General features: G+C 46.8%; 23 protein-coding genes, 1 other RNA gene and 1 other annotated feature. Of the genes, 5 read left to right on the forward strand and 19 right to left on the reverse strand.

What is annotated here, in order from left to right:
- Positions 1–54: 54 nt before the first annotated feature.
- The 14 genes from rsmI to mprF form a co-directional block, all read right to left on the reverse strand.
- Positions 55–912, reverse strand: a complete 858-nt coding sequence (gene rsmI / locus LBPC_RS11290; RefSeq protein WP_003603168.1) for a 16S rRNA (cytidine(1402)-2'-O)-methyltransferase — start codon at positions 910–912, stop codon at positions 55–57.
- 1 nt (position 913) lies between these two features.
- The gene (locus tag LBPC_RS11295; RefSeq protein ID WP_003567092.1) at positions 914–1,252 is read right to left on the reverse strand and encodes a DNA replication initiation control protein YabA; all 339 of its coding nucleotides are present in this window, start codon (positions 1,250–1,252) and stop codon (positions 914–916) included.
- A 4-nt stretch (positions 1,253–1,256) separates the two neighbouring features.
- On the reverse strand, positions 1,257–2,234 hold the full coding sequence (gene holB, locus LBPC_RS11300) for a DNA polymerase III subunit delta' (protein ID WP_003588621.1): 978 nt from the start codon (positions 2,232–2,234) through the stop codon (positions 1,257–1,259).
- The gene (locus LBPC_RS11305; protein WP_003567098.1) at positions 2,234–2,563 is read right to left on the reverse strand and encodes a cyclic-di-AMP receptor; all 330 of its coding nucleotides are present in this window, start codon (positions 2,561–2,563) and stop codon (positions 2,234–2,236) included. Before LBPC_RS11305 ends, holB begins: the two co-directional genes overlap by 1 nt.
- A 34-nt stretch (positions 2,564–2,597) precedes the next feature.
- A complete protein-coding gene (tmk, locus tag LBPC_RS11310) occupies positions 2,598–3,242 on the reverse strand; it encodes a dTMP kinase (RefSeq protein WP_016365525.1) in 645 nt (214 codons plus the stop codon).
- 510 nt (positions 3,243–3,752) lie between these two features.
- Positions 3,753–4,016 carry a YaaL family protein gene (locus LBPC_RS11315; RefSeq protein WP_003567100.1) on the reverse strand — a complete coding sequence of 88 codons (264 nt, stop codon included), beginning with the start codon at positions 4,014–4,016 and terminating at the stop codon, positions 3,753–3,755.
- Complete coding sequence (recR, locus tag LBPC_RS11320; protein ID WP_003567101.1) at positions 4,016–4,615, reverse strand: recombination mediator RecR; 600 nt, start codon at positions 4,613–4,615, stop codon at positions 4,016–4,018. Before recR ends, LBPC_RS11315 begins: the two co-directional genes overlap by 1 nt.
- A gap of 315 nt (positions 4,616–4,930) precedes the next feature.
- Positions 4,931–5,239: a YbaB/EbfC family nucleoid-associated protein gene (locus LBPC_RS11325; RefSeq protein WP_003567105.1), complete on the reverse strand. Its 309-nt coding sequence runs from the start codon at positions 5,237–5,239 to the stop codon at positions 4,931–4,933.
- Positions 5,240–5,255: 16 nt separating this feature from the next.
- Complete coding sequence (gene dnaX / locus LBPC_RS11330; protein WP_003567107.1) at positions 5,256–6,953, reverse strand: DNA polymerase III subunit gamma/tau; 1,698 nt, start codon at positions 6,951–6,953, stop codon at positions 5,256–5,258.
- Positions 6,954–7,322: 369 nt separating this feature from the next.
- Positions 7,323–7,409: signal recognition particle sRNA small type (gene ffs, locus LBPC_RS14845), an RNA gene on the reverse strand.
- A 16-nt stretch (positions 7,410–7,425) separates the two neighbouring features.
- On the reverse strand, positions 7,426–7,932 hold the full coding sequence (gene tadA, locus LBPC_RS11335) for a tRNA adenosine(34) deaminase TadA (protein ID WP_003567109.1): 507 nt from the start codon (positions 7,930–7,932) through the stop codon (positions 7,426–7,428).
- Between the two features lie 141 nt (positions 7,933–8,073).
- Complete coding sequence (locus LBPC_RS11340) at positions 8,074–8,403, reverse strand: hypothetical protein (protein WP_003567111.1); 330 nt, start codon at positions 8,401–8,403, stop codon at positions 8,074–8,076.
- Between the two features lie 56 nt (positions 8,404–8,459).
- On the reverse strand, positions 8,460–9,056 hold the full coding sequence (locus tag LBPC_RS11345) for a class I SAM-dependent methyltransferase (protein WP_003661857.1): 597 nt from the start codon (positions 9,054–9,056) through the stop codon (positions 8,460–8,462).
- 104 nt (positions 9,057–9,160) lie between these two features.
- Positions 9,161–11,770 (reverse strand): bifunctional lysylphosphatidylglycerol flippase/synthetase MprF, encoded by a 2,610-nt coding sequence (mprF, locus tag LBPC_RS11350; protein ID WP_003603175.1) that lies wholly within the window; start codon positions 11,768–11,770, stop codon positions 9,161–9,163.
- Positions 11,771–12,172: 402 nt separating this feature from the next.
- Here mprF and LBPC_RS11355 point away from each other — a divergent pair, with 402 nt between their 5' ends.
- The gene (locus tag LBPC_RS11355) at positions 12,173–12,586 is read left to right on the forward strand and encodes a hypothetical protein (RefSeq protein WP_003571317.1); all 414 of its coding nucleotides are present in this window, start codon (positions 12,173–12,175) and stop codon (positions 12,584–12,586) included.
- Between the two features lie 149 nt (positions 12,587–12,735).
- Positions 12,736–13,668 (forward strand): LacI family DNA-binding transcriptional regulator, encoded by a 933-nt coding sequence (locus LBPC_RS11360; RefSeq protein WP_003661854.1) that lies wholly within the window; start codon positions 12,736–12,738, stop codon positions 13,666–13,668.
- 109 nt (positions 13,669–13,777) lie between these two features.
- Here the strand turns inward: LBPC_RS11360 and prtP are convergent, their stop codons facing one another.
- Positions 13,778–19,486, reverse strand: a complete 5,709-nt coding sequence (gene prtP / locus LBPC_RS11365; RefSeq protein WP_003661853.1) for a PII-type proteinase — start codon at positions 19,484–19,486, stop codon at positions 13,778–13,780.
- A 289-nt stretch (positions 19,487–19,775) separates the two neighbouring features.
- Here prtP and LBPC_RS11370 point away from each other — a divergent pair, with 289 nt between their 5' ends.
- Complete coding sequence (locus LBPC_RS11370) at positions 19,776–20,675, forward strand: peptidylprolyl isomerase PrsA (RefSeq protein WP_003661851.1); 900 nt, start codon at positions 19,776–19,778, stop codon at positions 20,673–20,675.
- A 170-nt stretch (positions 20,676–20,845) separates the two neighbouring features.
- Here LBPC_RS11370 and rplL read toward each other — a convergent pair whose 3' ends face one another.
- Positions 20,846–21,214 carry a 50S ribosomal protein L7/L12 gene (rplL, locus tag LBPC_RS11375; RefSeq protein WP_003567138.1) on the reverse strand — a complete coding sequence of 123 codons (369 nt, stop codon included), beginning with the start codon at positions 21,212–21,214 and terminating at the stop codon, positions 20,846–20,848.
- 40 nt (positions 21,215–21,254) lie between these two features.
- Positions 21,255–21,761, reverse strand: a complete 507-nt coding sequence (gene rplJ, locus LBPC_RS11380) for a 50S ribosomal protein L10 (protein ID WP_003603186.1) — start codon at positions 21,759–21,761, stop codon at positions 21,255–21,257.
- 34 nt (positions 21,762–21,795) lie between these two features.
- Positions 21,796–21,916: a sequence feature (ribosomal protein L10 leader region), on the reverse strand.
- 269 nt (positions 21,917–22,185) lie between these two features.
- On the opposite strand from rplJ, the gene LBPC_RS11385 reads away from it, so the two are divergent.
- The gene (locus tag LBPC_RS11385; RefSeq protein WP_003567142.1) at positions 22,186–23,418 is read left to right on the forward strand and encodes an MFS transporter; all 1,233 of its coding nucleotides are present in this window, start codon (positions 22,186–22,188) and stop codon (positions 23,416–23,418) included.
- Between the two features lie 57 nt (positions 23,419–23,475).
- On the opposite strand, the gene LBPC_RS11390 is transcribed toward LBPC_RS11385, so the two are convergent.
- Positions 23,476–24,309, reverse strand: a complete 834-nt coding sequence (locus LBPC_RS11390) for a hypothetical protein (protein WP_003661845.1) — start codon at positions 24,307–24,309, stop codon at positions 23,476–23,478.
- On the reverse strand, positions 24,302–24,820 hold the full coding sequence (locus LBPC_RS11395) for a DUF3278 domain-containing protein (protein WP_003661843.1): 519 nt from the start codon (positions 24,818–24,820) through the stop codon (positions 24,302–24,304). Before LBPC_RS11395 ends, LBPC_RS11390 begins: the two co-directional genes overlap by 8 nt.
- A 256-nt stretch (positions 24,821–25,076) precedes the next feature.
- On the opposite strand from LBPC_RS11395, the gene LBPC_RS11400 reads away from it, so the two are divergent.
- The gene (locus LBPC_RS11400; protein ID WP_003661841.1) at positions 25,077–26,282 is read left to right on the forward strand and encodes an MFS transporter; all 1,206 of its coding nucleotides are present in this window, start codon (positions 25,077–25,079) and stop codon (positions 26,280–26,282) included.
- The last annotated feature ends 65 nt before the right edge of the window (positions 26,283–26,347 follow it).

Consider the following 26,347-nt stretch of genomic DNA (forward strand, 5'->3'; position numbering starts at 1 on the left):
TCCGGTTGGCTTCGCATAAGCCTGTTTCTAAACACACCAGATCTCACGCTTTGCTTATTTTTCCAACTCATGATAAGCATCATACACCACTTGCTTCGCTAAGCCATTTTGTTTGGCGACTAATTTAATCGCTGCATTTGGTTTGGCACCAGTGGCCACAATTGCCTCAACTTGCATTTTTAAAGGCACCGTCACATCAACTGCTGGCTTATCAGCCGCACCTTCTACCATAATCACAAACTCGCCTTTTAGGTCACCAGCGGCATAAGTTTGTAATGCCGACAATGAACCGCGAATGAAGGTTTCGAATTTTTTCGTCAACTCACGGGCCAAAGCCGCCTGTCGATCACCAAAAGCAGTCTGCATTGCTGCCAGCGTTTTGCCAACCCGATGTGGGCTTTCATAAAAAAGCAAGGTGGCTGATTCATGGGCTAACTTCTCCAATTCGCGATTTTTCTCCCCAACTTTACGCGGTAAAAAGCCGTAGAACAAAAACGGCTGCGGCGGCAAGCCGGAAGCAATCAGCGCAGTTGTCGCGGCGTTGGCTCCTGGCAATGGCACCACTGGCACACCGGCATCAATGGCTGCGCGTACCAATTCCTTGCCTGGATCAGAAATCGACGGCATACCGGCATCGCTGACTTGAGCAATTGTCTCGCCGTTTGCCAACTTAGCCAACAGCTCAGGAATGCGCATCTGTGTGTTATGTTCATGAAACGAAATCGTTTTAGTTTTAATCTCAAAATGATTTAGTAACATTTGCGTGTGCCGCGTGTCTTCTGCTGCAATCAAATCGACTGTTTTCAGAATTTCAATCGCACGAATTGTCATATCGCCCAAGTTGCCAATCGGCGTTGGCACCAGATAAAGTGTGCCTGTTGTATGTGAACCGAAGCTTCGTTGTTGCTCCAAGTCAATTCTCCCCGTAAATAATCTCAGTACAAAAAGCGCATGGCTCATCATTGACCCGGCGCTGGCCATAGAACATCGGGCAAACATGGAAGCCTTCATTATACAGACTTTCAAGATTTTGCTTCGACTTAGACAATTCAACCCCACCATCACTGGTTTTATTGTCATCTTTTTCTAATTCTGCCAAATGTTGACGCAAATGCTTGTTTTCGATCTCAAGTTCAGCATTGCGTTCAAGCGTTTCTGCCATATCGTCCTTCATAGCGGCGATTTCTCTGAGCATCTGCTGGGCATGTTTTTCAAGGGTCAAGAAGCCATCATATAATTCTTTCTTTTCCACAAGATCACCCTTCTAATAGTTTAAGCATTAACTGTTCTGTTGCGGATTGAAACGTAACATTCTGGCTCAATCGCACCTGCGCCGTTAAAATAGCCTGCAGCGCCGTGGTTAGTTGCTCACTTGATCGCTGAGCCAAGACGCCGATCGCCGGCAAGTCCAGTTGTTGCATTGATGTTACCTGAAAATGTTGATTCAATGCATCAGCATAGGCCAAGCCGATCAGCGCCAACACTTGACGCTGACTATCAGCATCTTTAGCAATCGGCAGCAGTTGCGTCTGCACCCGAACAAAACTTTCCGGATCGTGATCCGCCAAACGCTCCAGTAACTGGAAAACCTTCGTCACCCGGTCTTGAAATGTTGCAGACGCCAACAAGGCCTGCGCATCAGCCACATTGCCAGTCAATCGGCCTGCGACTCGTGCCATTTGCGAGGTTGCCCCGCCTTCTTCTAGCTTTGCAATCACGGCTGAGCGATCAGGGCTTTGGAATGTAATAACCTGTGCCCGCGACAAAATGGTCGGTAAAAGTTGGTTTTTCGAGGTTGCAGTCAAAATCACGGTCATCCCAGGCACTGGTTCCTCAAAAAATTTCAATAAGGAGTTTGCCGCACCTGCTGTCATTTTATCAGCATCTTCAACAACAAACACACGTTGATTGCCTTCGACCCCGGTTTTGCTCATTTCTTGCTTCAACCCGCGAATATCGTCAACCTTGATGCTTTGCGTTTCTGTTTTGACCACCATCACATCTGGGTGGTTATGATTCAAAATTCGCTCGCACTCAGGACACTGGCCACATGGCGCACCATCCTGCACATTTTGACAAAATAGGCGCAAGGCGATCCACTCAGCCAAGGCCAGCTTGCCAGCCCCTTTTGGCCCCACAAACAAATACGACTGTGCCAATTGCTTGCGGTCAATGATTCGCGCAAACTGAGCCACGAGTTTAGGCTGAAGCGAATCAATTAAAAACTTGGTCATCAGAAGCGATGAAAGGCTTCGATCGGTAGGACAAAGACGGTGGCACCGCCGACTTGAACCTCAACCGGATAGGCCATCGAACTGTCAGACGTGGCGTCAAGATTGACTGGCGGTGTCATGAATTGTTGGCGGGTTTGGGAAGTCTCTTTGATAATCTTCAGAACTTCATCGACCCGATCGTCAGCAATCCCGATAATGAAGGTTGTATTACCGGCTTTTAAAAAGCCACCAGTCGTTGATAATTTAGTTGCCTGGATATTAGCATCAATAAATTGACTGCTAAGCAAGTTGCTATCTTTATCTTGAACAATTGCGAGAATTAATTTCATGCGTGCCCTCCTTGACCGCGATGACGGTTATCACTTAGTTAAATAGTTCCGGAAAACGACGAGTAATGGTCTGAAAACAAGCGGCAACAACCTTTTCCAGTGGCTCAGTTGCATCAATCGACACGATTCGCTGAGGATTATCCACTATCAGTGTCATGTATGCATCATGAACGCGTTCATGAAAAGCCAGACTTTCCTGATCAAGTCGATCATATTGACGCTCGTTTTGATGGGACTTGATACGGTCAAGTCCCACCTGAACTGGCACATCTAGATACAATGTCAAAGCCGGCTCCAGTCCTGCAGTGGCAAATTGGTTCATTTTCAAAACGGCATCCGGCCCAATTTCTCGACCACCACCTTGATAGGCAACTGAACTGTCGACAAATCGATCACAGACAACAATGTCGCCTTGTGCTAACGCTGGTTGAATCACTTCAACCAAGTGCTGTCGACGCGACGCCGCGTATAAAAGTGCTTCAGTCCGCGCATCCATAGCAGTGTTGGCAGGGTCGAGAATGACCTCGCGAATGGTCTCGGAAATCTTTGCGCCGCCTGGTTCTCTGGTCAAATGCAATGGCACCCGCACGTGCTGTTCGAGTTGCGGGATCAACGTCTTCAAAACGCTGGTCTTGCCTGCACCGTCTGGACCTTCGAATGTGATAAATGTGCCTTTCACCATGTGTCTCTCCTTATCTAAAACGCGTTCACTAGTGCAAAAATGTTCATACTTTTTTGGAATTAAGTCCATTTTACTTGATATGTTTCACAATTAAAAACTTATCTGCAAATTCACGAGACTAATAAGTCGTTATACATAGGCAAAAAAGCGGCAAATGCCATGATCCTGAAATAGCAGTCATGGGCATTTGCCGCTTTAGTGAATGTTGATTGGTATCGGGTAGCTGCACGATGCCCTAATGGTGAATGAGTTATGCTTGGCATTGAGGTTTTTGCATGCCTCCTAGGAAGGCGAAAAAAGATGCCACTCGGCGTAGCAAATGATTGGCGCGTTGAACGTTCTCTTGTTGGTACGTGGAAAAGCTCTGTTACCCCTTCACGACTCTCTGAACCGCGCAAAAAAGCGCAGAAACCTCCGTGTAAGGACTTTGAACCAAAAGAGCCAAAACCCAGCCCTTTTGGTTCAAGGCCACTTACATTCCGGTTTCTAACCGCGCTTTTTTGCGCTCTATAAATCTCTATACTCCGCAATTTGCTCCGCAGCCACTCGGGCCACAAGTTCGCCCTTGATTTGGCGGGTGCGCGCTTCGCGGTAGAGAAAGTCGAACAGGCCTGTCTGTAAGGCTACTTGCGCTTTGGTTTGTTCGTCGACTTCGCGAAAAGTAGCAACGAGCTTGCGTTGTGCCGCCATCTGGTCGCGGACACGATAGACGAGCATCATTAGTTCTTCGTCTTTTTCTTCCTTGACCTTTACCTGTTTGCGTCCAAACATTACAGCTCAGTCCTTCCTTCAACCGCCTTCATCAAGGTCATTTCATCAGCATACTCAATATCACTGCCGACCGACAGCCCATGGGCTAAGCGAGTGACCTTAATACCAGCTGGTTTAATCAGCCGAGCTAGGTATTGGGCGGTGGCTTCACCTTCAGGCGTGGCATTAGTGGCGATAATGACTTCTTTGACTGCCTTATTTGCCTTAAGCCGTTTTAACAAACTCTCAATATTCAGATCTTCAGGACCGCGGCCTTCGATTGGTGATAAAACGCCATGTAATACATGATACAAGCCATGATAATCCTGAGCCCGATCAATGCTCATGACGTCTTTAGGTTGTTCAACAACCAATATCGTGCTTTGGTCGCGACTTTTATCGCGACAAATAGCACACGGATCCTCATCGGTAATGTTGCCACAAATGGAACAATAATGCAGATCCTCTTTTGCCGCGACAAGACTTTTAGCGAACGCCGTCACATCGTCCTTATTCATATCAATGGTGTAAAAAGCCAGCCGTGTTGCGGTTTTTGCCCCGATACCCGGGAGGCGCATATAACTGTCGATCAATTTACTGATCGGTTCTGGATATTGCATAGTGTCCCCTCTTGTTGTGAAAACGTACTGAGTGATGATCTTTGCTGTCATGAGAACAGCTTTGGTTTCAAAATGATGCTTATTTGCTTATGTTGCTGAAACTTTGGGTGCGAACTTGGGTTGTTGTAAAAGTTCGGTTTATGCGGTGAAGACTTCTTGATGATACTTGTGGTCCATTGTTGTTCTCCGAAACGCGCAAAAAGGCGCAGAAACCTCCATGTAAGCGGCCTTGAACCAAAAGGGCCAAAGCCCAGCCCTTTTGGTTCAAGGCCGCTTACACTCCGGTTTCTAACCGCGCCTTTTTGCGCTCTGTTGTTACATTGGCAATCCGCGTGTATACTTACCCATCTTATCTTGAGTTTCCTTATCAATGGTTCCCATGGCTTGATTAACCGCTTCGATAATCAGGTCTTGGAGCATGTCCGGATCGTCTGGATCGATGGCTTCTGGTTTGATTTGAATGTCTTTCATGATCTTTTCACCGGTAAACTTAACGGTGACCATATCGGAAGCTGACTTGCCTTCAAACTCCGTTGCATACAGTTCCTTTTGTGCTGCCTGCATTTCCTTTTGCATTTTCTGCATCTGCTTCATCATGCCTTGCATATTACCCATTCCACGCATGTTTCATCATCCTTTTCTAGTCATTTTTGATTGTTACGTTAGGTGCATCTTTACCAAATAGTTCTGTTAATTTGCTAACAACTGGCGGTATCTGCGGTTTAGTGTCAGCTTTCTGTTCCTTGTTTTCAGGGGCCTTCAATTCTTGAATATAATCTTGTCGAATGGTTGGCCAGACATCACTTTGAACCAAAACAATTTTTGGCTGCTTGCCGGTTAATTTTTGTAGACCACTTTCCAATTCCGTCATCAGTGCGGCATCATTCATGGCGCGTTCAACGTAGATATCATAATCGAAACTCACGATCACACCGTTAGGACTGGCAGCAACCGGTTCACTGACTTTCATCATGGCGCGTTTCGTGATACTAAGCAGACCCAGCAGATTCGGCCAAACATCCTTTAAATTGGTCAGGTCCTGTTTGGTTGCGGCACCTAAAATCGGATAAATAGCTTTACGATTGACATGGTTGGCTTTGGCCTTCACATGTTTCCGGGTTCTGGTTGGTGGCGGAATGGTGCCGCCGTTCGCCTCGACCCGTTTCAGTTGATCACTCAGCTGTTTGACTTTTGCCGTCAATTTTTCAAATTGCGGATTTTCTGCCTGTGCTGGTGCTGCCGTAACCTGTGGCGTTGTCGTTTCGCTTAATCGAACCGTTGCCACTTCTAGATAAATTTCCGGATGATTGGTCATCCGCAGTTGTTGCTGCGTGCTATTCAACACGTCAATCATGTGGTAGATCTGCTCTGGCTTGAAGTTCTCGCTCAGAATTTTGAATTGATCATCAAGTAAGCTTTTTTCTAAATCACCCAAGAGTGTCGGTGCTTGTTGATTAACCAACAGATCCCGCAAGTATTCAATCAGATCTTCGATTAACCGCCCAGCATCTTTACCTGACGCTAACAAATCCTCGATCATTTTCAATGCCTGCGCATGATCCTTGGCGAGGACCGCGGCTAAATACTTGCCCAAAACAGCAGTAGTCACACCGCCTGTGACATCAAGTGCATCTTCCGTTGTGACGTGATTATCGCCAAAACTCAACACTTGATCAAGAATCGATAAGGCATCCCGCATGCCGCCTTCAGCTGCTTTGGCAATCACTTTCAACGCAGCATCGTCGTATGTGATTTGCTTATCATCCAAAATAAAACGCATTCGCTTAACGATATCTTCCGGCGTGATCCGGCGAAAATCAAATCGTTGTGTTCGCGAAATAATCGTTGCTGGGATTTTATGTGGCTCCGTCGTGGCTAAAATAAACACCACATGCGCCGGCGGTTCTTCCAGCGTTTTCAGCAGAGCATTGAAGGCTCCGCTCGATAACATATGCACTTCATCGATGATATACACTTTGACGCGAGCTTGTGTTGGCGCATATTTTGCCTTGTCCCGAATGTCACGAATCTCATCCACGCCGTTGTTAGAAGCAGCATCAATTTCGATAACATCGGTCAAACTGCCATTATTAATAGCCTGACAAATTTCACAAGTATTATCTGGCTCACCATCCTCCAAGTGTAGACAGTTCAATGCCTTTGCCAGAATCTTGGCGACCGATGTTTTACCGGTACCGCGGGGGCCGGTAAAAAGATAGGCGTGGCTTGTCTGGCCAGTAATCAGCGCATTTTTCAGCGTCTTGGTGATGGCTTCTTGGCCAATCACATCTTTAAATTGCTGCGGGCGCCACACCCGATATAACGCTTGATAACTCACCGTGCCGCCTCCTTTAAACACGTTTGCTGGCGCCGTCACCTGCTCATAAGGACCTCAGGTGCAATGGCCCAAAACCAGCCATCACCCCTGAACCCGCTTATGCTCCGGTGACTAAACGCGCCCGTTCACGCTCTTCTTTAAACGCGCTTACCGGCGCCGTCACCTGCTCATAAGGACCTCAGGTGCAATGGCCCAAAACCAGCCATCACCCCTGAACCCGCTTATGCTCCGGTGACTAAACGCGCCCGTTCACGCTCTTCTTAGTGAAATATTCGCTGTGTTCTAGTTTACCATAGCTGCCTCATGAGTAGACAGAATCTGCGACAACAAAAACGGCCGCTCCAATTACAAGCGACCGGTCAATTTCTCAATAACAAAAGGCACATGACGAACCTACCTTAGTGCTGCTTCCTTCCGGACCTGACACGATTCGGAAAGCCACCATTGCCTTAAGGCCTTTCGGCAGTTTTCATTATAACTGATTCTCACTGGTTTGACCAGCCCGCTTGGCGGCTTTTCTTTTGGCCCGGATCGTTCGGAAAAACGTTTGTAGCAACGTGGCGCTTTCATCGGCTTTGATGCCGCTGACCACAGCAACTTGATGATTAAAGCGGGTGTCCGCCAATAAATTATAAAAAGTGCCAGCAACGCCTGCTTTAGGATCAGTGGCACCAAAGTAACACGTCGCCACGCGTGCATTGATCATAGCGCCGGCACACATTGGACATGGTTCTAACGTGACAAATAAGCTGCAATCTTCCAGGCGCCATGTACCAAGCGTTTTGCATGCGGCCTGAATCGCCAGCATCTCGGCATGATGCGTCGCGTCTTGAGTTGTTTCACGCAAATTATAACCACGGCCGATAATCTCGCCTTGATGAACGATCACTGCGCCAATCGGCACTTCGCCGATTGCAGCGGCTTTTTTGGCCTCGGTTAGAGCCGCATCCATAAATTGATTGATGTCGTGTTCGTCCATGATTGCCAAGCACTCCTTGTTTTATCATTCTGATGCCAATAAATAGCCGTCCATCAGGAAAATCCTCATGGACGGCTATTTTGATCACGCAGCCAGTTTATTTACCTGACGTGTGATAGCCACATGTCGCTAAACTAACGGCTAGTGACTCAGTGCTGCCTTTAAGCGATCAATGGCTGCCATGCCTTGGTCGCGAGCCGATCCGGCATATTCGCTAGCACTGTCTTTTAGACTGCGCAGCTTGTCGCTAACCCGGAGCAGACTGGCAACATCATCATCGCTCAATTTATCTAAAACGGTTTGAACCCGATCACTGTCGCCAAAAATCTTCTTCACGAAGCCTTCAACCTGACGCCGTTGGTGCTGCCGTTCAAAATATTCAGTCAAGCTTTTGGCACACACAAATGCCCCTGCTGCGATTGCGGCAGCGGCCACTGCACCACCTAATGCGAGATATTTCGATTTTGTCATGTCATATTGCTCCTTTCTGTCCTGACCTGAGTGTACCACGCCTAGTATAAAAACACTTATTTTGTCGCTTTAAGAATATAGTACCCGTGTTCCTTTTTTACAATGCTGGCATCTTGATAAATTGTTTTCATCAGTTTCAATGCAGATGGCGCACCTTGTTTCTTTTGAATCACCGCATATAACTGACCATGCGGCAACAAATGCTCGGCAGCGCCGGCAAGAATACCGGAAACGATGGTTTTACCAGCACGAATCGGCGGATTCGTCACAATCACGCCAAATTGGCCATCTATCTGATCATACATGGAACTTTCGACAATCGTGACATTGCTGATATCGTTATCCGTTGCATTGCGCTGTGCCAAAGCAAGTGCACGTTCATTCACATCACTCATCGTTACTTGGCGATCAGGAAAGCGCTTCGCCAAAGCAAGCCCAATCGGCCCGTAACCCGTTCCAACATCAAGTATCGGTCCCGCTGGCAATTCGTCTGCCAGTATGGTTGCGATCAAAACCCGACTGCCAAAATCCACCGTGTGTTTCGAAAACACGCCATTATCGCTGGTAAAGCGGAGCGAATGCCCACCTAGCTCAAAGTCAAAGCTGTGCTCATCATGGGCCAAATCAGGATCATTCGTATAATAGTGATTCAATATTGGTGCCTCCTTGTTTTGCGCAGCGCTAAAAATTATCTGCTAGCCCTCAGCCATGAAAAAGGACTGTCAAAGACCATACTCTAATAACACCTAACATCCGGTTATTTGTCAATGCCTTGACCGAGTCGGCTCACCCAGGCTAACCGCTTTGGCCACCACTTGTTCGGCGTTGCAAAAGTGACCTTCTGATTCACGACCATCATGATCTGCAGCAACGTGAATAGCAATGACGTCCGTTTACGATAAGCAACGTACTTCGGTACCCACTCAGTTACATATTTATTTTTATACGAGCGCAATCCTTGGAATCCATAAAACCGATAGCCGTATTCATACACAAGGTGAGCAATCTTTTCTTCAATAAAAGAATAACTAGACGTACCGACATTCGCCAGCGGGGCCATCCCCATATTGAAATACTTAAAGCCGCGATCCTTGGCCAATTCAAACAGATGAATAAACACTTCATCCATAATACCAGAAGGCGCATCGGCACTAGAACGCATCAAATCAATGCTAGTGACCTCATTATTACCCGTCGGCATGTCGGTCGCAAACGCCACAATCTTGCCATCCGGCGCTCGCACAACCGCAATCGGCGCCTGATTCAGATAATGGCGATCAAAGAACCCCAAGCTGAAACCTTTCTCACTGCGCCCGTCCAACCATGAATCAGACACGGTTTGAAGGTCGTCTAGCAAAGCATCATCAAACGGCGGCTTGAGCAGCTCGACACTGTAGCCTTCACGCTCAAACTTGTGCATGAGCGCCCGCTCACCTTTTCGCTTCGTGCCAGCCAATGTAAAGGTTGTCACATCCACATAACCTTCTTCACCAAACTTCATGAAGTCAAAGCCAAATTCATGCAATTTCATCGTCAGGTTTTCGTTAATCTCATAAAAGACTAACGACATGTCCTGATCATCTGCCTGCTTCATAAAGTCAGCAATCGCGGCTGGAATTTGGGTCTCATCTCCAACCGGTTCACCCATGACAATGAGTTTATCAGCCTTCTTTTTAAACAGGAAGAACACGCGATCTTCACCGTCCACTTGATAAAAATGCAGCGATTTATCGCGCATCAGTCCCAGATGGCTCACTTCGTTCCCGCCAAATTTAGCCACAACCGCCTTCAAGCGCGCCTCATCGTAAGGATCGGCCAACGATTTTGTCGACGCCGACAAATATCGGAAGATGAGATACACCGTCAACGCGGCCAGCATGACCCCGATTAAGGTAGTGAAGAACATCCGCTCAGACGGGAAAAGGAAAACATCTGGCACATGCCGGTGATGAATGGCAGGCGCATTATAGAACACAGCAAATGCATAAAAGATAAATGTCAAGCCAAAGACGGCACCATCAATCAGCTTGTTGCCCCACGACAGCGCCAACCGGTCTCTGGTCAATTCACGACGCGTCAAGATAAGCGCAATGACCACCAAAATAAGGAACACGATAAAGCGCAGATGATTATCCTCGCGCAATGACGCCACCATCGCCACAATCAACACAATCACAGTCGGCCAGTAAGCGCGCTTCACGCGGCTGGCAATGCCACGGCCAAAGCCAAGAATTAAGAAAGCCACAATGACATTTGTGACCCGATCAAGGAATAGGAAGGTGTAGGGATAAAGGCGCTGATACAAGGTGTTTTGAAAAGCAAGATCAGGCGCAACACCGCGCAAGAGTAACATAATCCCAGAAAAATACAGGAAAACCACTAGAAAGCCGAATGCTGCTTTGCGAATCAACTGCACTGGTAAGCCTTCAAGGTAAGCATTCAATCGCTTGCCAGCATCTTGCGCAAACAAACCGGCACCAATCAGGAACGGAATGACATAGTAGAAAAGCCGATAGAAAAGCAGCCAAACAACGGCGGCACTGCTGTCCAGACCCAACTGGCCGAGTTCAACAATCATTAACACATCAAAAGAACCCAAGCCGCCGGGCACCATTGAAATAACCCCGATGACATTCGCCACCATGAACAACGGCAAGACAGACAATAGTGGAATGGGCGCCTCAAGAAAATAACCAATCAAAAGAAAGAATGCAGCACAACCGCCCCATTCAAGAAATGATCCCAGCGTCAGGCGCAACTGGCGCTTGAGTGGCATATCGGCAAAGAATTCACTATCACGCACATGGGAGATGATCATGAGCAATGGGAAATAAGCCGCACCGCCCACAAGCCAGACCCAATAGTTAGCAAACTCCGCCCCAATACCAAAAACAAAAATGACGACAATCCCGATCATGGACCAAAGCGACAACCCAGCCAACAAAAACATCGCGATTTTTGAAATCGCAAATAGCACCTGCTTTTGAGACGCTTTTTCATGGTAAAAGTTTGCCCGCAAACTAGCACCCAGTAACCCCCCAAAGCCGGCAATATTGGTGAAGGTGTTGACAATCCAGCCTGATTTAATGACATAAGCCGGTTTGTAGTGCCCTGGTAACAATTCAGTAATCACAAAATCATAAGTTAGCATCGGTGTAACGGCGATCAGCCCCACAACTAACAAAATCAAGAGCGAAACAGGGCTTTGCGTGGCGAGGCTCGCCCGCATTTGTTCTCCATTCAAGTCTTGGCTGATCCGGCCAACCTCAAAAATCACAAACACTAGGACTGCTAGCACAAACAGTACTTTAAGTGTGGTGAGATGTTTCTTTAAAAACGATCCGGTTTCTCGGAATAGTTTTTTCATTGCTGCGTCCTCCGTTTCTATATTCCTATTCATTATAGGAAATCTACAAGCCCCTCGCACCCTTTCTGACCTTTTTGTAAGGTGATGTAAGTTTGCAAGATGATTGAAAAATTTTTTAACTTTTTTAGTTGAAAACGCTTGACCTGAAACGCGTTACAGAAATTACACTCAGTCTAGAGTCAAGAGCGTGAGCAAGACCGTTTAGAAACCGGAGTGTAAGTGGCCTCAAGCCTAAATGGCTGGGTCTTGTCCATTTAGGCTTGAGGTTCTTATGTGCAGGTTTCTGCGACTGTGAACGCGTTTCCGCCAAAGCGTGCTCCGACGCGCTTAGAAACCACATTTAGGCAATGATCTCAATCAAGTCAGCAGTTATTTTCAATCAACTCATAGGAGGTAAACATCATGTTAATGCAAACACATCTTTATCAGGAACTTCCTGTTTATCAGGATACGCAAATTGGCGCCTTGAAGGCCATCGCTCTAAAGTTGACCAATGATTTCAATTTTGACTATCAAGAGGTTCTAAGTTCCTTGTTAGCCAGCGCGGGTGAGCAAACGCAAACCATCAACGATCAGGCAATCTTAACGTATGGTCATGTCACCAGTTTGACAGAACCTGTTGTTATTGGCTTTGATTTTGGCAAGGCTTTACCTTGGGCCGCTGGTCACCAAATCAGTCAGGCGATTGTCTTGTTAGTCCCTGTCGACACAGCTGAGGCAACCATTCAGGATCGGCTTCAGACAATCTCCGCGGCAATTGCACAAGATCAGGATTTGAAAACAATGACCCAAACGGCAACAGCTGCAATCGCTTAGTCATGCTCACAATGAGCTACTGCATTAAGATCAACGTTTATGTCACAAAAGTCGGCATATCAGGGTCTAAAACAAAATGACCACTGACACGTCGGCTTTTTGTACGCTTGGCTTTAACTGCTTGTTATACTGGAACTGGAGGTGCTTTTATGGCGAATATTCATGACATTGCTCGACTATCCGGTTTCTCAACGGCAACGGTTTCGCGCGTCATCAATCAGCAACATTATGTAGCGCCTTCAACCCGCGCAGCGATTCAAGCAGTGATCGATCAACTTGATTACGTACCAAGCACAATGGCACAAAACCTTAGCGCAGGCAAAACGCGGACAATCGGGGTCATCTTGCCGCACACCGATCATCCCTATTTTGAACAGCTTGTGACCGGCATTTTGAATGCAGCAATGGCCGGCAATTATCATGCGGTGATCCTGCCATCTCGCTATGATCAGTCACTCGAACAAGACTATTTAGAAGACTTACGCCGTCATGCATATGATGGCTTGATCTTCACGTCTCATGGTCTTGGCCTGCGCACAATTGCTAAGTATCAAAAATATGGCCCTATTGTGGTTTGCGAAAATCCGGGAAAAATCAAACTCGCCGCCGCTTACGCCGACCGAACACCTGCTTATCAAGAGGCATTCCAGTGGATGGGTAACCAAGGCTACAGCAAAATCGCCTTGCTGCTAAGTCGGCCCTATGCCCAAAGTGCGACTAGTAAACTTACCATTAACAGCTATGTGGATGTGTTCGGTAAACGTCCTGCTAACGAAATGATTGTCTATCACATGCGAACCTTCGAAGATGGCTATCAAGCTGGTGCGCGGTTAGTCAATGAGCATCCAGAATTTATCCTCGGCAATGGGGACGATATCACGGCCGGTCTTCGCCAGTACTTCGTCGACCATCACCTGCCCATCCCTTCTTTAATGGGTCAAGAGAATCAGCTCTCCAGTCGATTACTGCAAATGAGTACGATCGATCATCATGTTACAGCCATCGGTGCAGCAGCGTTAAAACTGGCCTTGCGCGATGACATTGCTCAGACGGTGATTCAATCCGATTTGATTTTACGGTAAGTATATGACAATAAAAAAGCAGCAACCTGCCATGGCTTCAAAGCCATGATAGGTTGTTGCTTTACTTTTTGCCGATACGCTGCTGCCCTAAACGTAACGCATGGACAGGCTATTCTTCACGTTGTTTCCGTTTCAATCCTAATACCCCCATCAGACTGACCACAATGACACCCAAGAAGCCAAACGCTGGCCGCTCAGTTGTCTCTGCTGTCTTGGGTAATGCCCCCTTACCGGATGTATGTTGACCATTACGATCAGTCGTATCATCCGTGCTCGTTGACGTCGTTGTGGCTGGCTTTGTTGGGATATTACCGCCAGAACTAGGCTGGCTGCCCTCATCGCCTTTGTCCTTACCTGTGTCGCCTGGAGCGGGCGCCGGGGTACCTTGACCGCCGCCTTTGTCGCTAGTACCGGTTGTATCGTCGCCTTTACCAGCTGTCTTGGCCGCTTCAACGGCAGCTGCCACCTTCGTTTTCAGACTTTGCAAAGCTTGTAAATGTGCAAGCTTGTCAGACGCATCAGCACTGGCTTGACCAGACGTCAATGTGTCAGCAATGTCGGCATACCAAGTTTTGCCAGTTGCAGCATCTTTAGCATTGCCAACCTCAGCCGGTGTTGCCGCTTTAATACCCTCCGCAAGTTTTGCTAATACTGCATCAAGTACCTTGGCAAGACTCGCTTGAAGCTGGTCGGCCGTTTGCGTACCTGCTTGAGCTTGTGCCACTAGGTCGTCTAACGCTGCCGTAAATGTTTTGCCAGTGCTTGGATCAGTTTGATTGCCCAAGTCCGTTCCCAGCGCAGCCTTCACAGATTGCAACTGGTTAAGCAGCGAAGTCTTCTTATCTGCAGGTAATTTGGCAGCTAATTGATTGATCGCAGTTTGCAGATCTCGATTGGCACCAGTAAGTGAATCAACTGAGGCGTCCGTCTGATCAAGCGCCGTTTGTGCCTTCTGCGTTGCCGCTGCTAAAGCAGTCGTTGTGGCATCATCATACTTACCGCTGGCACTTAGCGTTTTGGCGGAAGCAATCAGATTAGTCAGTGCCTGCTTAGCTGTCTGCAATTGTGCAGGATCATCAGCCTTGATATTGGTCACAACATAGTCGACGGCCGGTGATTCATTACCGTATAAATCAGTCGACTTAAACTTGAAGGTGCCATTTGCCGTGACCGTGACACCGGCTGCCGGAACATCCTGATATGTCTTGCCACCATCAGCACTATACTGAACAGTTTCACCCGTTGCGGCAGCGTTTGCCGTCAGAGTCACCGTTTTGGCTGGTTCAGTAGTGCTTGGCGTCACAGTTGGTGCTGCCAGTGTTTTCTTTGGTTCGTAGTAAACTGTGATCTTCTTGGTCGTGGTGTTGTTTTCGCTATCTGTAACAGCAACAGTCAGCACGTTTTTGCCTTCGAGCAATTTAACGGGCTGATCAATAGCCATATGACCCGGTTTGCCGCTATTGATGTTGATGTCTGCGTATTGGCTGGCGACATGACTGCCGTTAATTGCCAGACTCAGATATTGTGCATTGTCAGTGGCCGTTCCGGTAATCTGGAAGTTCGGATCGTTGGTATAAACCGGTGCATCTGTCGAGCTGTCCAATGACAATGTTGGCGCCACTGCATCCAAAATGAAGGTCAACGCTTCTTGGAAGGTCTTGTTTTGAGTGGTGTCACCCACAACAACCCCAAACGGTTTTTGTCCAAGAGTACCTAAATCTAAAGTGAAACTGAAAGTCAGATCATTCTTGATTGAAATTTGCTTACCATCAACCTGCAACGTTGTCGTTGGGTGCTTGACCTTACCAGTAATCGTCGCAATCCCGGTCTTAGGGTCATAGAACTTAGCCGAGGTGGCATTGAATTCATTGGCACCAAATTTCACACCTTGATCGAACGTCACAGCATTCTTCAACACATCAGGATCATAAGACGAGGTAATCGTCTTTTGCTCCGTCGTGGTGTTGCCGTCTTCGTCGGTGGCGGTCACCTTGATGGTATTGTCACCATAATTAACCGGTACATCAACACTAAAGTGATGTTGTGCATCAAGTGCTGCTACGGTGTCGCCAACATTAACTGTCTTGGTGTCAGAACTAACCGTCCCTGTAACCTTGATGGTCGCTTCGGAGGTCTGATCCGAGCCATTGTTGAATTTCAAATCAGTAAAGGTTGGCGCCGTCAGCCGAACTTTGGTGTCAAAATGTTTAAGCAACTGGGTGTGCGCCTTATCGGCATATAGATCCACTTGCGCGGCGTAATCAGCATTCGTGACCGCCATTGAGGCAGTGAAACTGTTAGTCGCAGCATCATAGGTTGTGTTCAAATCATGTTTCTTTCCTTGTGCATCAGTGTAAGTACCGTCAACCGCTGCTGGATACGTTCCACTAAACGTATACGTCCCGCCACCTTGAGTATTGGCTTCGTAGCCAGTTGTGGTACTTGAGATCTTGTCTGGGATACCGCCGCCGTTCACAATTAAATCAAACGATGTAGACCCCGGCTTCTGAACGCTGGCATCTTGATTAGTGGCATTGGATGCATTATCAGTCAAGTACAGCTCAGCCGAATTGTCGCCATTGCCAAGTGCTTGGGCCTGTTCATCAGATAATGGCGTTTCAATTTTGGTGTACCCATCAGCCGTTGTCCCAGCATCGGTAAAGGTAGCATCAAGATTCGTCACTTCATTAATTGCAGTTTTAACGCTCTTGGTGGCATCAAGACCACTCAAATCATCCTTGGCTTCAGCTGTCAAATAATACTGGGTTTTCCCATTTTCCGTTTTGGCTGACAAAGCGACATGACGAACTGTCGGCGCCTTAGAGTCGAGCTTGAAAGGCACATCAAACACTTGACGTTTGTCGCCGCCTTCCGGTACACCGGAAATACGATAAGTATAACTGCCATCATCAGCCGTCTTGATGTTGCCATCACGTTGATCATAATAGGTGCCATCCCACGCTGGAGCATTGTAGTAGATGTACTTCTGCGAATGAGCATCATAATAGGTCTTCGTCTGATTGGTGGAACTGCTGAGAGTCGTAACTTTATTGCCCTGACCATCAAGAATATCAACTTGGACGTTGCTGATATTGCGCAATAGATAATACTGCATGCTGATGTCATTATATAAGGCATTCTTGTCACTCGAAAAAGCAATCGCCTGATCGTCAACTGTCTGTTTGCCATCAGCGTCTGTGACCATGCCGCCATAATATTGATGGCCTGTATTTTTGTTCGTCAATAGTGGCACGGTGCCATAATTACCACCAGCAGGACTATAAGTGATCCCATTGAGACTATCGACAATCTTACCGTCATTCCAGTCACCAAAAAAGCCCATGTATGGCAAGTTCAAGCGCGAACCATCGCTACCCTTAAAGTTCAGAAAACCTTCAACAAATTGCTGTTGGTCAAAAGACTTCGGCAAAGATAGTGTGAATTCAATCTGCGCCGTTTTCCCAGCAGGCACAGTTATGTCACTGCCGGCTTTAATGGCTGCCCCATCAATCTTCTTGTCATACAAAACCCCAGAATTAGGGTCAGTCGCTGATGTATAAACGGCATTAGTATCCGTATTACTGTCCATTTGATAGGTTAGTTCATGGGTCGTGCGGTTCGTGAAGGTCAGTTTAAAGGTCTTGTCCGTACTCGTGAAGTCTTTCAATTCAACTGCCGGGTAGCCGTTTTCGGCGACAACCGTTGACGGATTCTTTTCTAATGCATCAATGGCTGCCTTCACATCAACCAGACCGGCACCTTGCCGCCGCGGCGATACGATAACATTGTTGTAGTTAATATCGTTGATTGGCTGGGCAGTATTCATCTCAACTGTCTTAAGAAAATCGGTGAGCGCTGTCCCTTTAAGTTGTTTGTAGTCAGCATAAAATGGGTTGTTTTTGTTATTCAACGCTTGTTTCAACAATGCTTGTGAACCGGCAATAAATGGCGAGGCCATTGACGTACCAGACATATTTGTGTAGCCATTGTTGTTTTGCGTTGACCAGATGTTGCCGCCTGGTGCGGTAATATCTGGTTTGAAGGAAAGATTGGAAACTGGCCCATAGGATGTGAAGTCAGACATCTTGTCTTCAGTATATTTCTGATTTGGTAACAGCGTCAGGGCAATCTTGACACCGAGACTATCATCCGGGTGTGCTGTGACCCAGTCAACCAGCTTTTGACCGGTTTTACTGGAGAGCCCAAATGTTGGGAAGGTGGTGGTTAACCTAATAGAAGTCAACGGTGTTGCTGTGCCATCGTTGTTGACAATGATCAAGCCAGCAGCACCAGCGGCTTGGGCGTATTTTTGTTTGTCAGCAAAATTAAGTTCACCACGTTTAACGATGGCAATTTTGCCTTTAGCGTCAGCAGTATAGTCGGCTGCTGCCCCTTTGCTGAGGTCGCCACTAGCATCTTTGACAACATAAAACTTCTTTTGGTCAAAGCTACCAGTGAAATCGTTGCTTGAAAGCTGAATGGTTTCCGGTCCAAGCTGTAAGTCTTTACCATCTGTAATGGTCACTGCCTGACTGATGACATCCGTGTTCTCAGCGGAAGCAACTGTGGTCGCTCCTCGTGATGTCCCTGGCGTTCCCACCATTTCATTGTCTTGCAAACCGTAATAATCTTTGTTGACGCCTTGAGTTGCTGAACCGGATGTTCCTGAGTTCCCAGCAGAAATGACGGCGGCTGTTCCTGATTCGTTAGCATTTTGCACCGCAGCAATTTCTGGATCCTCCAAGGTTTGGTTGCCTGAATCAGATCCTAAGGACATGTTGAGGACATCGGCACCGATTTTTGCCGAGTCTTCAATGGCAGAAACCAAGGTAGCTGACCCGGTTGTTGCAGAAGTGTCAGAGTTGGTGAAAACTTTCATTGCCAGTAGCTGTGCTTCTGGCGCAACTCCGACAACAGACTTGGTTGGATCGTCACCTGTCCCGTTAGCACCGATGATCCCAGCAACATGCATGCCGTGTTGTTCGTCAACCGTATCATCTGTAATCGTGTCGTTATTATCAGCGTAATTAAACCCATATGGCACTTTTGAAGTAAAATAGCGGCCATGCTTGGCGGTATCAGTGAATTTTTCAACATCATATTTGGTTAGTTTGACGTCTTTATCATCGCTTAGCCGCATGTCTTTATGTGTTGGATCAATGCCAGTGTCAATAACCGAGACAACTGTGCCTTCACCTTTATATTTGTAATTGGACCATACGGCCTGCACATTCGCCATCGAGTTAGCCTTAGCATCAGTCGGATAGTAAACTTTCGCCAATGTGACTGTTTTAACTCCGGCAATTTGTTTCAGTTTAGGGATATCAACAACCCTAACTTTAGTTGAAAAGCCGTTAACGACATAGCCATAACTTTCACCGGCAGTTTGTTGGGTGACTTGTTCAACAGCTGCCTTAACGCTTGCCTGAGCCGCGATCACTTTATTGGTCTCCTGCTGAATCTCCGCCGTGCTGGAGTAATCAGTTCTTAAAGTGCCGTTTTCAGAGGCAGGCGCTGCGCTCATTTGAACAATGACGTCAACATAAGTATCTTGCTGCTGAACTTTATTCAGCTTATTGTAATCAATACCTTTAGCCGCCAACTGTGTGGCAATCGCTTGATTCGTTGTCGCTGCGGTTGTGTCAGTGGCCGCTTGCTTAGCAGTCGCGGCCTTAACCGTATTTGCGAGTGATGATACCTTAGTTTGCTGCGAGATAGCCGCCTTTGCTTGGATTTCGCCGACTGGCAAGACAGCCAGCGCCCCTAAAGCGACTGTACCGGCTAACAAGATCGATAGCCCTTTCTTTTTCCTTTGCATCCAATACCCTCCACTTCCCAAAAGTTTCAGAACCAAATCAAACCCTACGCTTGATGTAGTTAAGATTATATACTCTCGAAGAACAGATTCAACGAAAATTTTAATCTTTTATTAATTTTCCTATCTGTAAATTAGCCTTTAGCGTTATTATTTAGCCATTTACAGACTATAGATGTTTTTAAAGTTTTAGCATTATTAGAAAATGAGTATTTGCATTGAAATTCTCAATTGCCAACGCTAGAATAAATACACAACGTTTACTGTAAGCATTTCAGAGGAGACCGAGTCGATGAAGAAAAAAATGCGCCTTAAAGTATTATTGGCAAGTACCGCAACTGCTTTACTGCTGCTAAGCGGTTGTCAGTCAAATCAGGCCGACCAAAAAGTTGCGACCTATTCAGGCGGCAAGGTGACTGAAAGTAACTTCTACAAGGAACTCAAACAGTCACCAACGACAAAGACCATGCTTGCTAACATGCTCATTTATCGTGCATTGAATCATGCCTATGGAAAATCGGTTAGCACTAAAACAGTTAATGACGCCTATGATAGCTACAAACAACAATACGGCGAAAATTTCGATGCTTTCTTAAGTCAAAACGGTTTCAGTCGCAGTAGCTTCAAGGAAAGCCTACGAACCAACTTTTTAAGTGAAGTTGCACTGAAAAAGTTAAAAAAGGTTTCTGAAAGCCAGCTCAAGGCCGTTTGGAAGACCTATCAGCCCAAAGTGACTGTCCAACATATTCTAACTAGCGACGAGGACACTGCTAAGCAAGTTATCAGTGATTTAGCAGCTGGCAAGGATTTTGCCACGCTTGCGAAAACTGATTCCATTGATACTGCGACTAAAGATAACGGCGGGAAGATTAGTTTTGAATCAAACAATAAAACGCTCGACGCCACATTTAAGGATGCTGCCTACAAATTAAAAAATGGTGACTACACGCAGACACCAGTCAAAGTGACAAACGGGTATGAAGTTATTAAAATGATTAACCATCCCGCCAAAGGCACCTTTACTAGCAGTAAAAAGGCGCTAACTGCCAGCGTTTACGCTAAATGGTCTCGCGATTCAAGCATCATGCAACGCGTTATCAGTCAGGTATTGAAGAACCAGCATGTGACGATTAAAGACAAAGATCTTGCGGATGCGCTAGATAGTTATAAGAAGCCTGCGACAACGAATTAAGGCTTAACCGAGTATGATGAAATAACAGCCAGTTCTTTTAGAAATTGGACATCAACGCCCCGAAAGTCATAGCAACATGACTTCGGGCGTTTTATGTTAAAAAAAGCATCTCGCCTTTCGCGGTATCACCACGATTGAGCGAGATGCTTTTATTTGAAGATGGAGCTAGGTTATTTGAGGGTAACCGTTGCGCCAACGCCTTCAAGTTGTTCCTTAAGCTTGTTAGCGTCGTCTTCGGAAAGGCCTTCCTTGATAACCTTAGGTGCGGCGTCAACCATACCCTTAGCATCCTTCAAGCCAAGACCAGTGATTTCACGAACAGCCTTGATAACCTTAACTTTTTCTTGGCCAGCTTCGGTCAATTCAACGTCGTAGGTATCCTTAGCAGCTGCAGCGTCTGCACCAGCAGCGGCGCCAGCAGCAACAGGGGCAGCTGCCTTAACACCGAATTCATCTTCGATCGACTTAACTAAGTCGTTCAGTTCCAAAATGGAAGCATCTTTAAGTTGTGCAATGATGCCATCTACATCTAAAGCCATGTTTGTTTCCTCCGTTTATTAGGTAGTTTGTAACGTATCATTATGCAGCAGGTTCTTCGTCTTTGGCTTCTGCAACGGCCTTGACAACCAATGCAAAATCGCGGACAGGTGCCTGCAGAACAGAAGCAAGTTGCGACAACAGACCTTCGCGATCTGGCATTTTGGACATTTCCATAATGGTATCCAAAGAAGCAACCTTGTTTTCGATGATGCCGCCCTTAATCTTCAAAGCATCAAATTGGTCAGCATACTTGGCCATGATGCGAGCTGGGGCAACAGGATCGTTATTGGAGAAGGCAACGGCTGTAGGACCCTTGAAAACATCGTCCAATGCTTCATAACCGTTAGCGTCAGCGGCACGACGCAGGTAAGTGTTCTTCAGGACTTCCATCTTAACACCGGCCTCACGCAATTCCTTACGCAGTGCGGTTACTTGTTCAACCGTTAAGCCCAGATAGTCGACAACGACAGCACTGGTAGCACTCTTGAATTGTTCAGAAATGCTTTTAACGATTTCAGCTTTTTTTGCGATAGCTTGTTCACTCATGTTTTTTTCACCTCCATTAGTTTGGTTGAAGTTTTTAAATATAAAAAAACTCCATGTCTACCAAGACATAGAGGTATCTAGTGTTTCCGATACCACCTCGGCAGGATAATTAAGGCTTACGCCCCCTGAGTCTTAGGCAGAGTGAATGATCACAAGGAGTAGAATACCATGGTCACCGACCTGTGTCAAAATGTTTTGAGAAAAAGAAACTTTGCAGGCCGGCCAATCCCATGCAAGGTCTTAAACGCTCGCAAAACAGAGCGTGTTTTTTTAGATAACAGACGCCATTGTAGATTGCACTTTGTTATTCGTCCAAATTTGTTATCCATTTCTGACTAATAGGCTCCTTGCTATCGAATTGTAAGCCCCCTCTGATTGAGGTATATTAATTAGGTAACTATTTTCTGAAAGGAAGTTGGCGCTCTTGCCAAGTAAACTTAAAAGCCTCGAGCCATGGCAGCAAAATCTGGCTGTGTTATGGCTCGGAACCTTCATTGCCGGCATGGGCTTCAGTGAAGTTTCGCCATTTATTTCATTATATGTTGATCAACTTGGCGATTTTACCAAGGGGCAACTGAGTATTTACTCAGGGATCACGTTTGGGGTCACCTTCATGGTCGTTGCGATCGTGAGTCCGCTCTGGGGCCGACTCGCTGATCGCCGCGGTCGAAAATTGATGTTGCTGCGTTCCAGTTTCGGAATGGCCATCATCATCGGAGCGTGTGGCTTTGTCCACAATGTCTACGCCTTAATTGCCTTACGTTTTCTGCAAGGGCTGGCAGCAGGTTACATTCCAAACGCCAGCGCCTTGATTGCAACCGAAACACCAAAGGCAAAAAGCGGCACTGCGATTGGGATTCTCACAACCGGCTACGTTTCCGGTAACTTGATCGGCCCAATTCTCGGCGGCTTTCTTGCCCAGACCTTTTCAATCCGGCTGACTTTCATCATCACCGGCGTTTTGCTGCTGATTGTGTTTGTCTTGAGCCTAACGATGGTCCATGAGCATTACACACCGGATCCACGCTTGCTCAACAAGGAAAAACGCCCGAGTTTATTGTCTCAAGTCAATAATCCAAAAGCTATCATGGTGCTATTAGTCTCCACCGCGGTGATTCAGCTAGGTAATATGTCCATTTATCCAATTATCAGTCTTTATGTCAAAGAGTTGATGCACAATGTTGGTCCAATCACCGTTGTTGCAGGCGTCATTGCAGCTTTGCCAGGGATTTCCAACCTCATCGCGGCACCGCGCCTAGGTCAGCTTGGTGATCGCATCGGCTCAGGCAAGATTCTGGTCAGTGGCTTGATTTTCGCGGTTATTATGTATATTCCTCAAGGCATTGTCGGCAGCATTTGGGCGCTCGGTTTCCTGCGTCTCATGATCGGCGTTTCGGATGGCGCGCTGTTTCCAACAATTCAAACGCTTCTGTCTAAGTTGACACCGGTGAGCTATACCGGCACCGTCTTCAGTTGGAATCAAAGTGCCCAAGCCTTTGGTTCCATGGCTGGCTCGCTAGCTGGCGGCTTCATCTCAAATATTTTTAATTATAATGGTGTTTTTATTTTCACAGCCCTCTGTTTAGCGCTTAACCTAGTGATGGTGCTCGTCTTTATTCCACACATCTGGTCAAGCCGACCAAAACAACAAGCATAACGCATCAAAAAAACCGACCTGCGTGGGCAGATCGGTTTTTTTATTGGCTAAATTAAATCACTGCATTAGCGTGGCATCAAGCAATAGCTGCCAACTGATCAATGGTTTTGGGTCTGGGAGAGCTAACTGCTGATACACAGTCCACGCATGAATATCTGTATCATCAAATTCACCATTCACCACTGAATAGCGCGCCCGAACTTGAAGCAATGCCGTTTGCAATAAGCGACGAATGTCAGCAAACTGTTGGCCGCCTATCCATGCACTGGTTAATGCTCCCGGTTCATCTTCAAACCAAAAGACATATGCCTGCACTTGCTGGTTTTCGACTAAGAAACTTGGTTGAGTGTCCTCAGCTTCAGCCAATTGTTGTTCAAAGGTTGCATGGTTAAAGGTCACCGGATTATCTGCATGAGCAGCAACATAGTTTGCAAAACTCATTTGCACTACGTCATGCCACTGTGCCGACGTCAACTGGGACCGTGACCGAACATCGGCCTCTGGGGTAGCGACAACTTTCCGATAGTCACTCATTGCCGTACGACGAAAGGCCCTGAAATGCTTGGCCTGCAATTGCGTGATAACTGCTGATTGGGCAGCATAACTGCTGTACTGCAGCCGATCATGATGATCGGCCAATTGCCGCAAATCTTCAAGTAATTGCGGCAACCACGCAACATCACCCACCACATCAAAATACAGCGCATTGGCATGAAATGAATTCTCCCATACTGCTGCAGCAAACGTCACAGCACTGCTTTGCGGATATCTTAGTAAAATCGCATGACGATTAGCAAAATGTTGCTGTGTGAACGCATCAGCTGATGCCAAGAAAGGTTGAAGCATCGTCAGTGTCACCTTGCGACCAGTAAGCGTCCTGTCCTCACGCATCCTTCTTGGCTTGCCATGTGCCATGCAGTCGGGTTAACGAATAAGCATAACGACTGGCACCGTAGACGATTGGGAAAATGAATCCGATCCACAAATGATTGGCAAAATAATATTGCGGTAATGGATTCATATCCATGGCCGCTTCGTAAGCCATCTCAAAAGCAAAAATAAACACGCCCATTAACACCGCTGAGAGCACACCACGCACCACCGCCAGCCATTCATACCGGCGATATTCCTCCGGCGTATCTGCTTCAATCACATGCAGTCGATAATGCCGCAGCGTGATTTCATTCATCAGGTTAATCATGATCGTCACAATTAACAAAATCCATGTCCCGGCACTAATCATTTTAAGACTATTAGCGTCAATAAAAATAGCGATTATCGTTGCAATCAGCAACATCAATTCAGCGGTCAGCATATTGCGCCCCATGATAGCGTCATAGGTGCGTTGTTTAAATCGATCTTTGAGTGAAATGCCATAATACCATTCTGTGATTTTCTTCATAGGAACCCTCTTCTATTTTTTAATTAAACAATGTTCCAATCTTAACACGGATCGCCAACGCCTTTTTCATGAATCACGCGCATTTAAAAAATTTTTCCGTGACAATAAACTACGATTCATCAAGGAAAAATCTCTGTGTCTGTTCCAGTTGTCAAAATATTGAAATTTTCATTGACATCACGGTTTGTTTTTGGTGAAATAGTAAACAAGCCTAGGGTGTCAAGACACCCTAGGCTCCATTAAAGGAGGCGCGAAAATGTCAAAAAAACCGTCCGGCCATACGCGGCTGATCGTTGGCATCGGCGTTGCATGGCTGTTTGATGCCATGGATGTTGGCATGTTAAGTTTCGTCATTGCAGCCTTACATAGCGAATGGCAATTAAGTACGGTGCAAATGGGCTGGATTGGCAGTGTCAGTTCAATCGGGATGGCCGTTGGTGCCATTTTGTTCGGGATGATGGCGGACCGTTTTGGCCGTAAAGCGATCTTGATTCTTACTTTGCTAGTTTTTTCAATTGGCAGCGGCATTTCTGCCTTCGCCACAAGTTACGGCATTTTTCTTGGTTTGCGATTCATCATCGGTGCAGGCCTCGGTGGCGAGCTACCAGTGGCATCAACCTTGGTTTCAGAAAGTGTGCCAGTTGAAAAACGTGGTCGTAGTGTTGTCCTGTTGGAAAGTTTCTGGGCTGCCGGTTGGCTGTTAGCAGCCATTATTTCTTACTTCATTATGCCAATCTGGGGCTGGCGCGTTGCCGTCTTTGCCACTGGTTTAGCCGGACTCTATGCGTTTTATTTTCGTGAAGGCATCAACGAATCGCATGTCTTTAAAAAAGTGGCGCGGCCCGGCTTGCTCAAAACCCTCAGCACCCTTTGGCGCCCGCCTTATGTTCGCGCAACCTTGATGCTGTGGATCGTCTGGTTCATGGTAGTCTTCTCTTACTATGGCATGTTTCTTTGGCTGCCAAGTGTCATGGTACTCAAAGGATTTAGTCTGATTAATAGTTTTGGTTACGTCTTAATCATGACGCTTGCGCAGTTGCCTGGCTATTTCGTCGCTGCTTGGTTAATTGAAAAATGGGGACGTAAAATGGTGCTGAGTCTGTTTCTGCTAGGCACAGCCGCCAGCGCATTAGGCTTTGGCCTAGCCACCGGTTTGCCAATGCTACTGACTGCCGGTATGTTGCTCTCCTTCTTCAATCTCGGAGCTTGGGGCGCGTTATACGCGTATTCTCCTGAACAATACCCAACTGTTGTCCGCAGCAGTGGTTCCGGTATGGCCGCCGGTATCGGCCGCATCGGTGGTGTGGTTGGACCGTTGTTAGTCGGTCATCTTTTGGGATCACACTGGTCAGTTGGCGGCATCTTTAGCATTTTCACCGCCGCCATCCTCATAGCAGTCCTAGCAATTGTCTTCCTCGGCCAAGAAACCATGGGCGTGAAACTTGCCGACACGCTTGAATAGTCTCAACAGCCAACAAAAAAGCCTTGTAATTTGCGGGAATTCCCGCAGACTGCAAGGCTTTTTAC

The organism is Lacticaseibacillus paracasei subsp. paracasei (genome assembly GCF_000829035.1).
Taxonomy (GTDB): Bacteria; Bacillota; Bacilli; order Lactobacillales; family Lactobacillaceae; genus Lacticaseibacillus; species Lacticaseibacillus paracasei.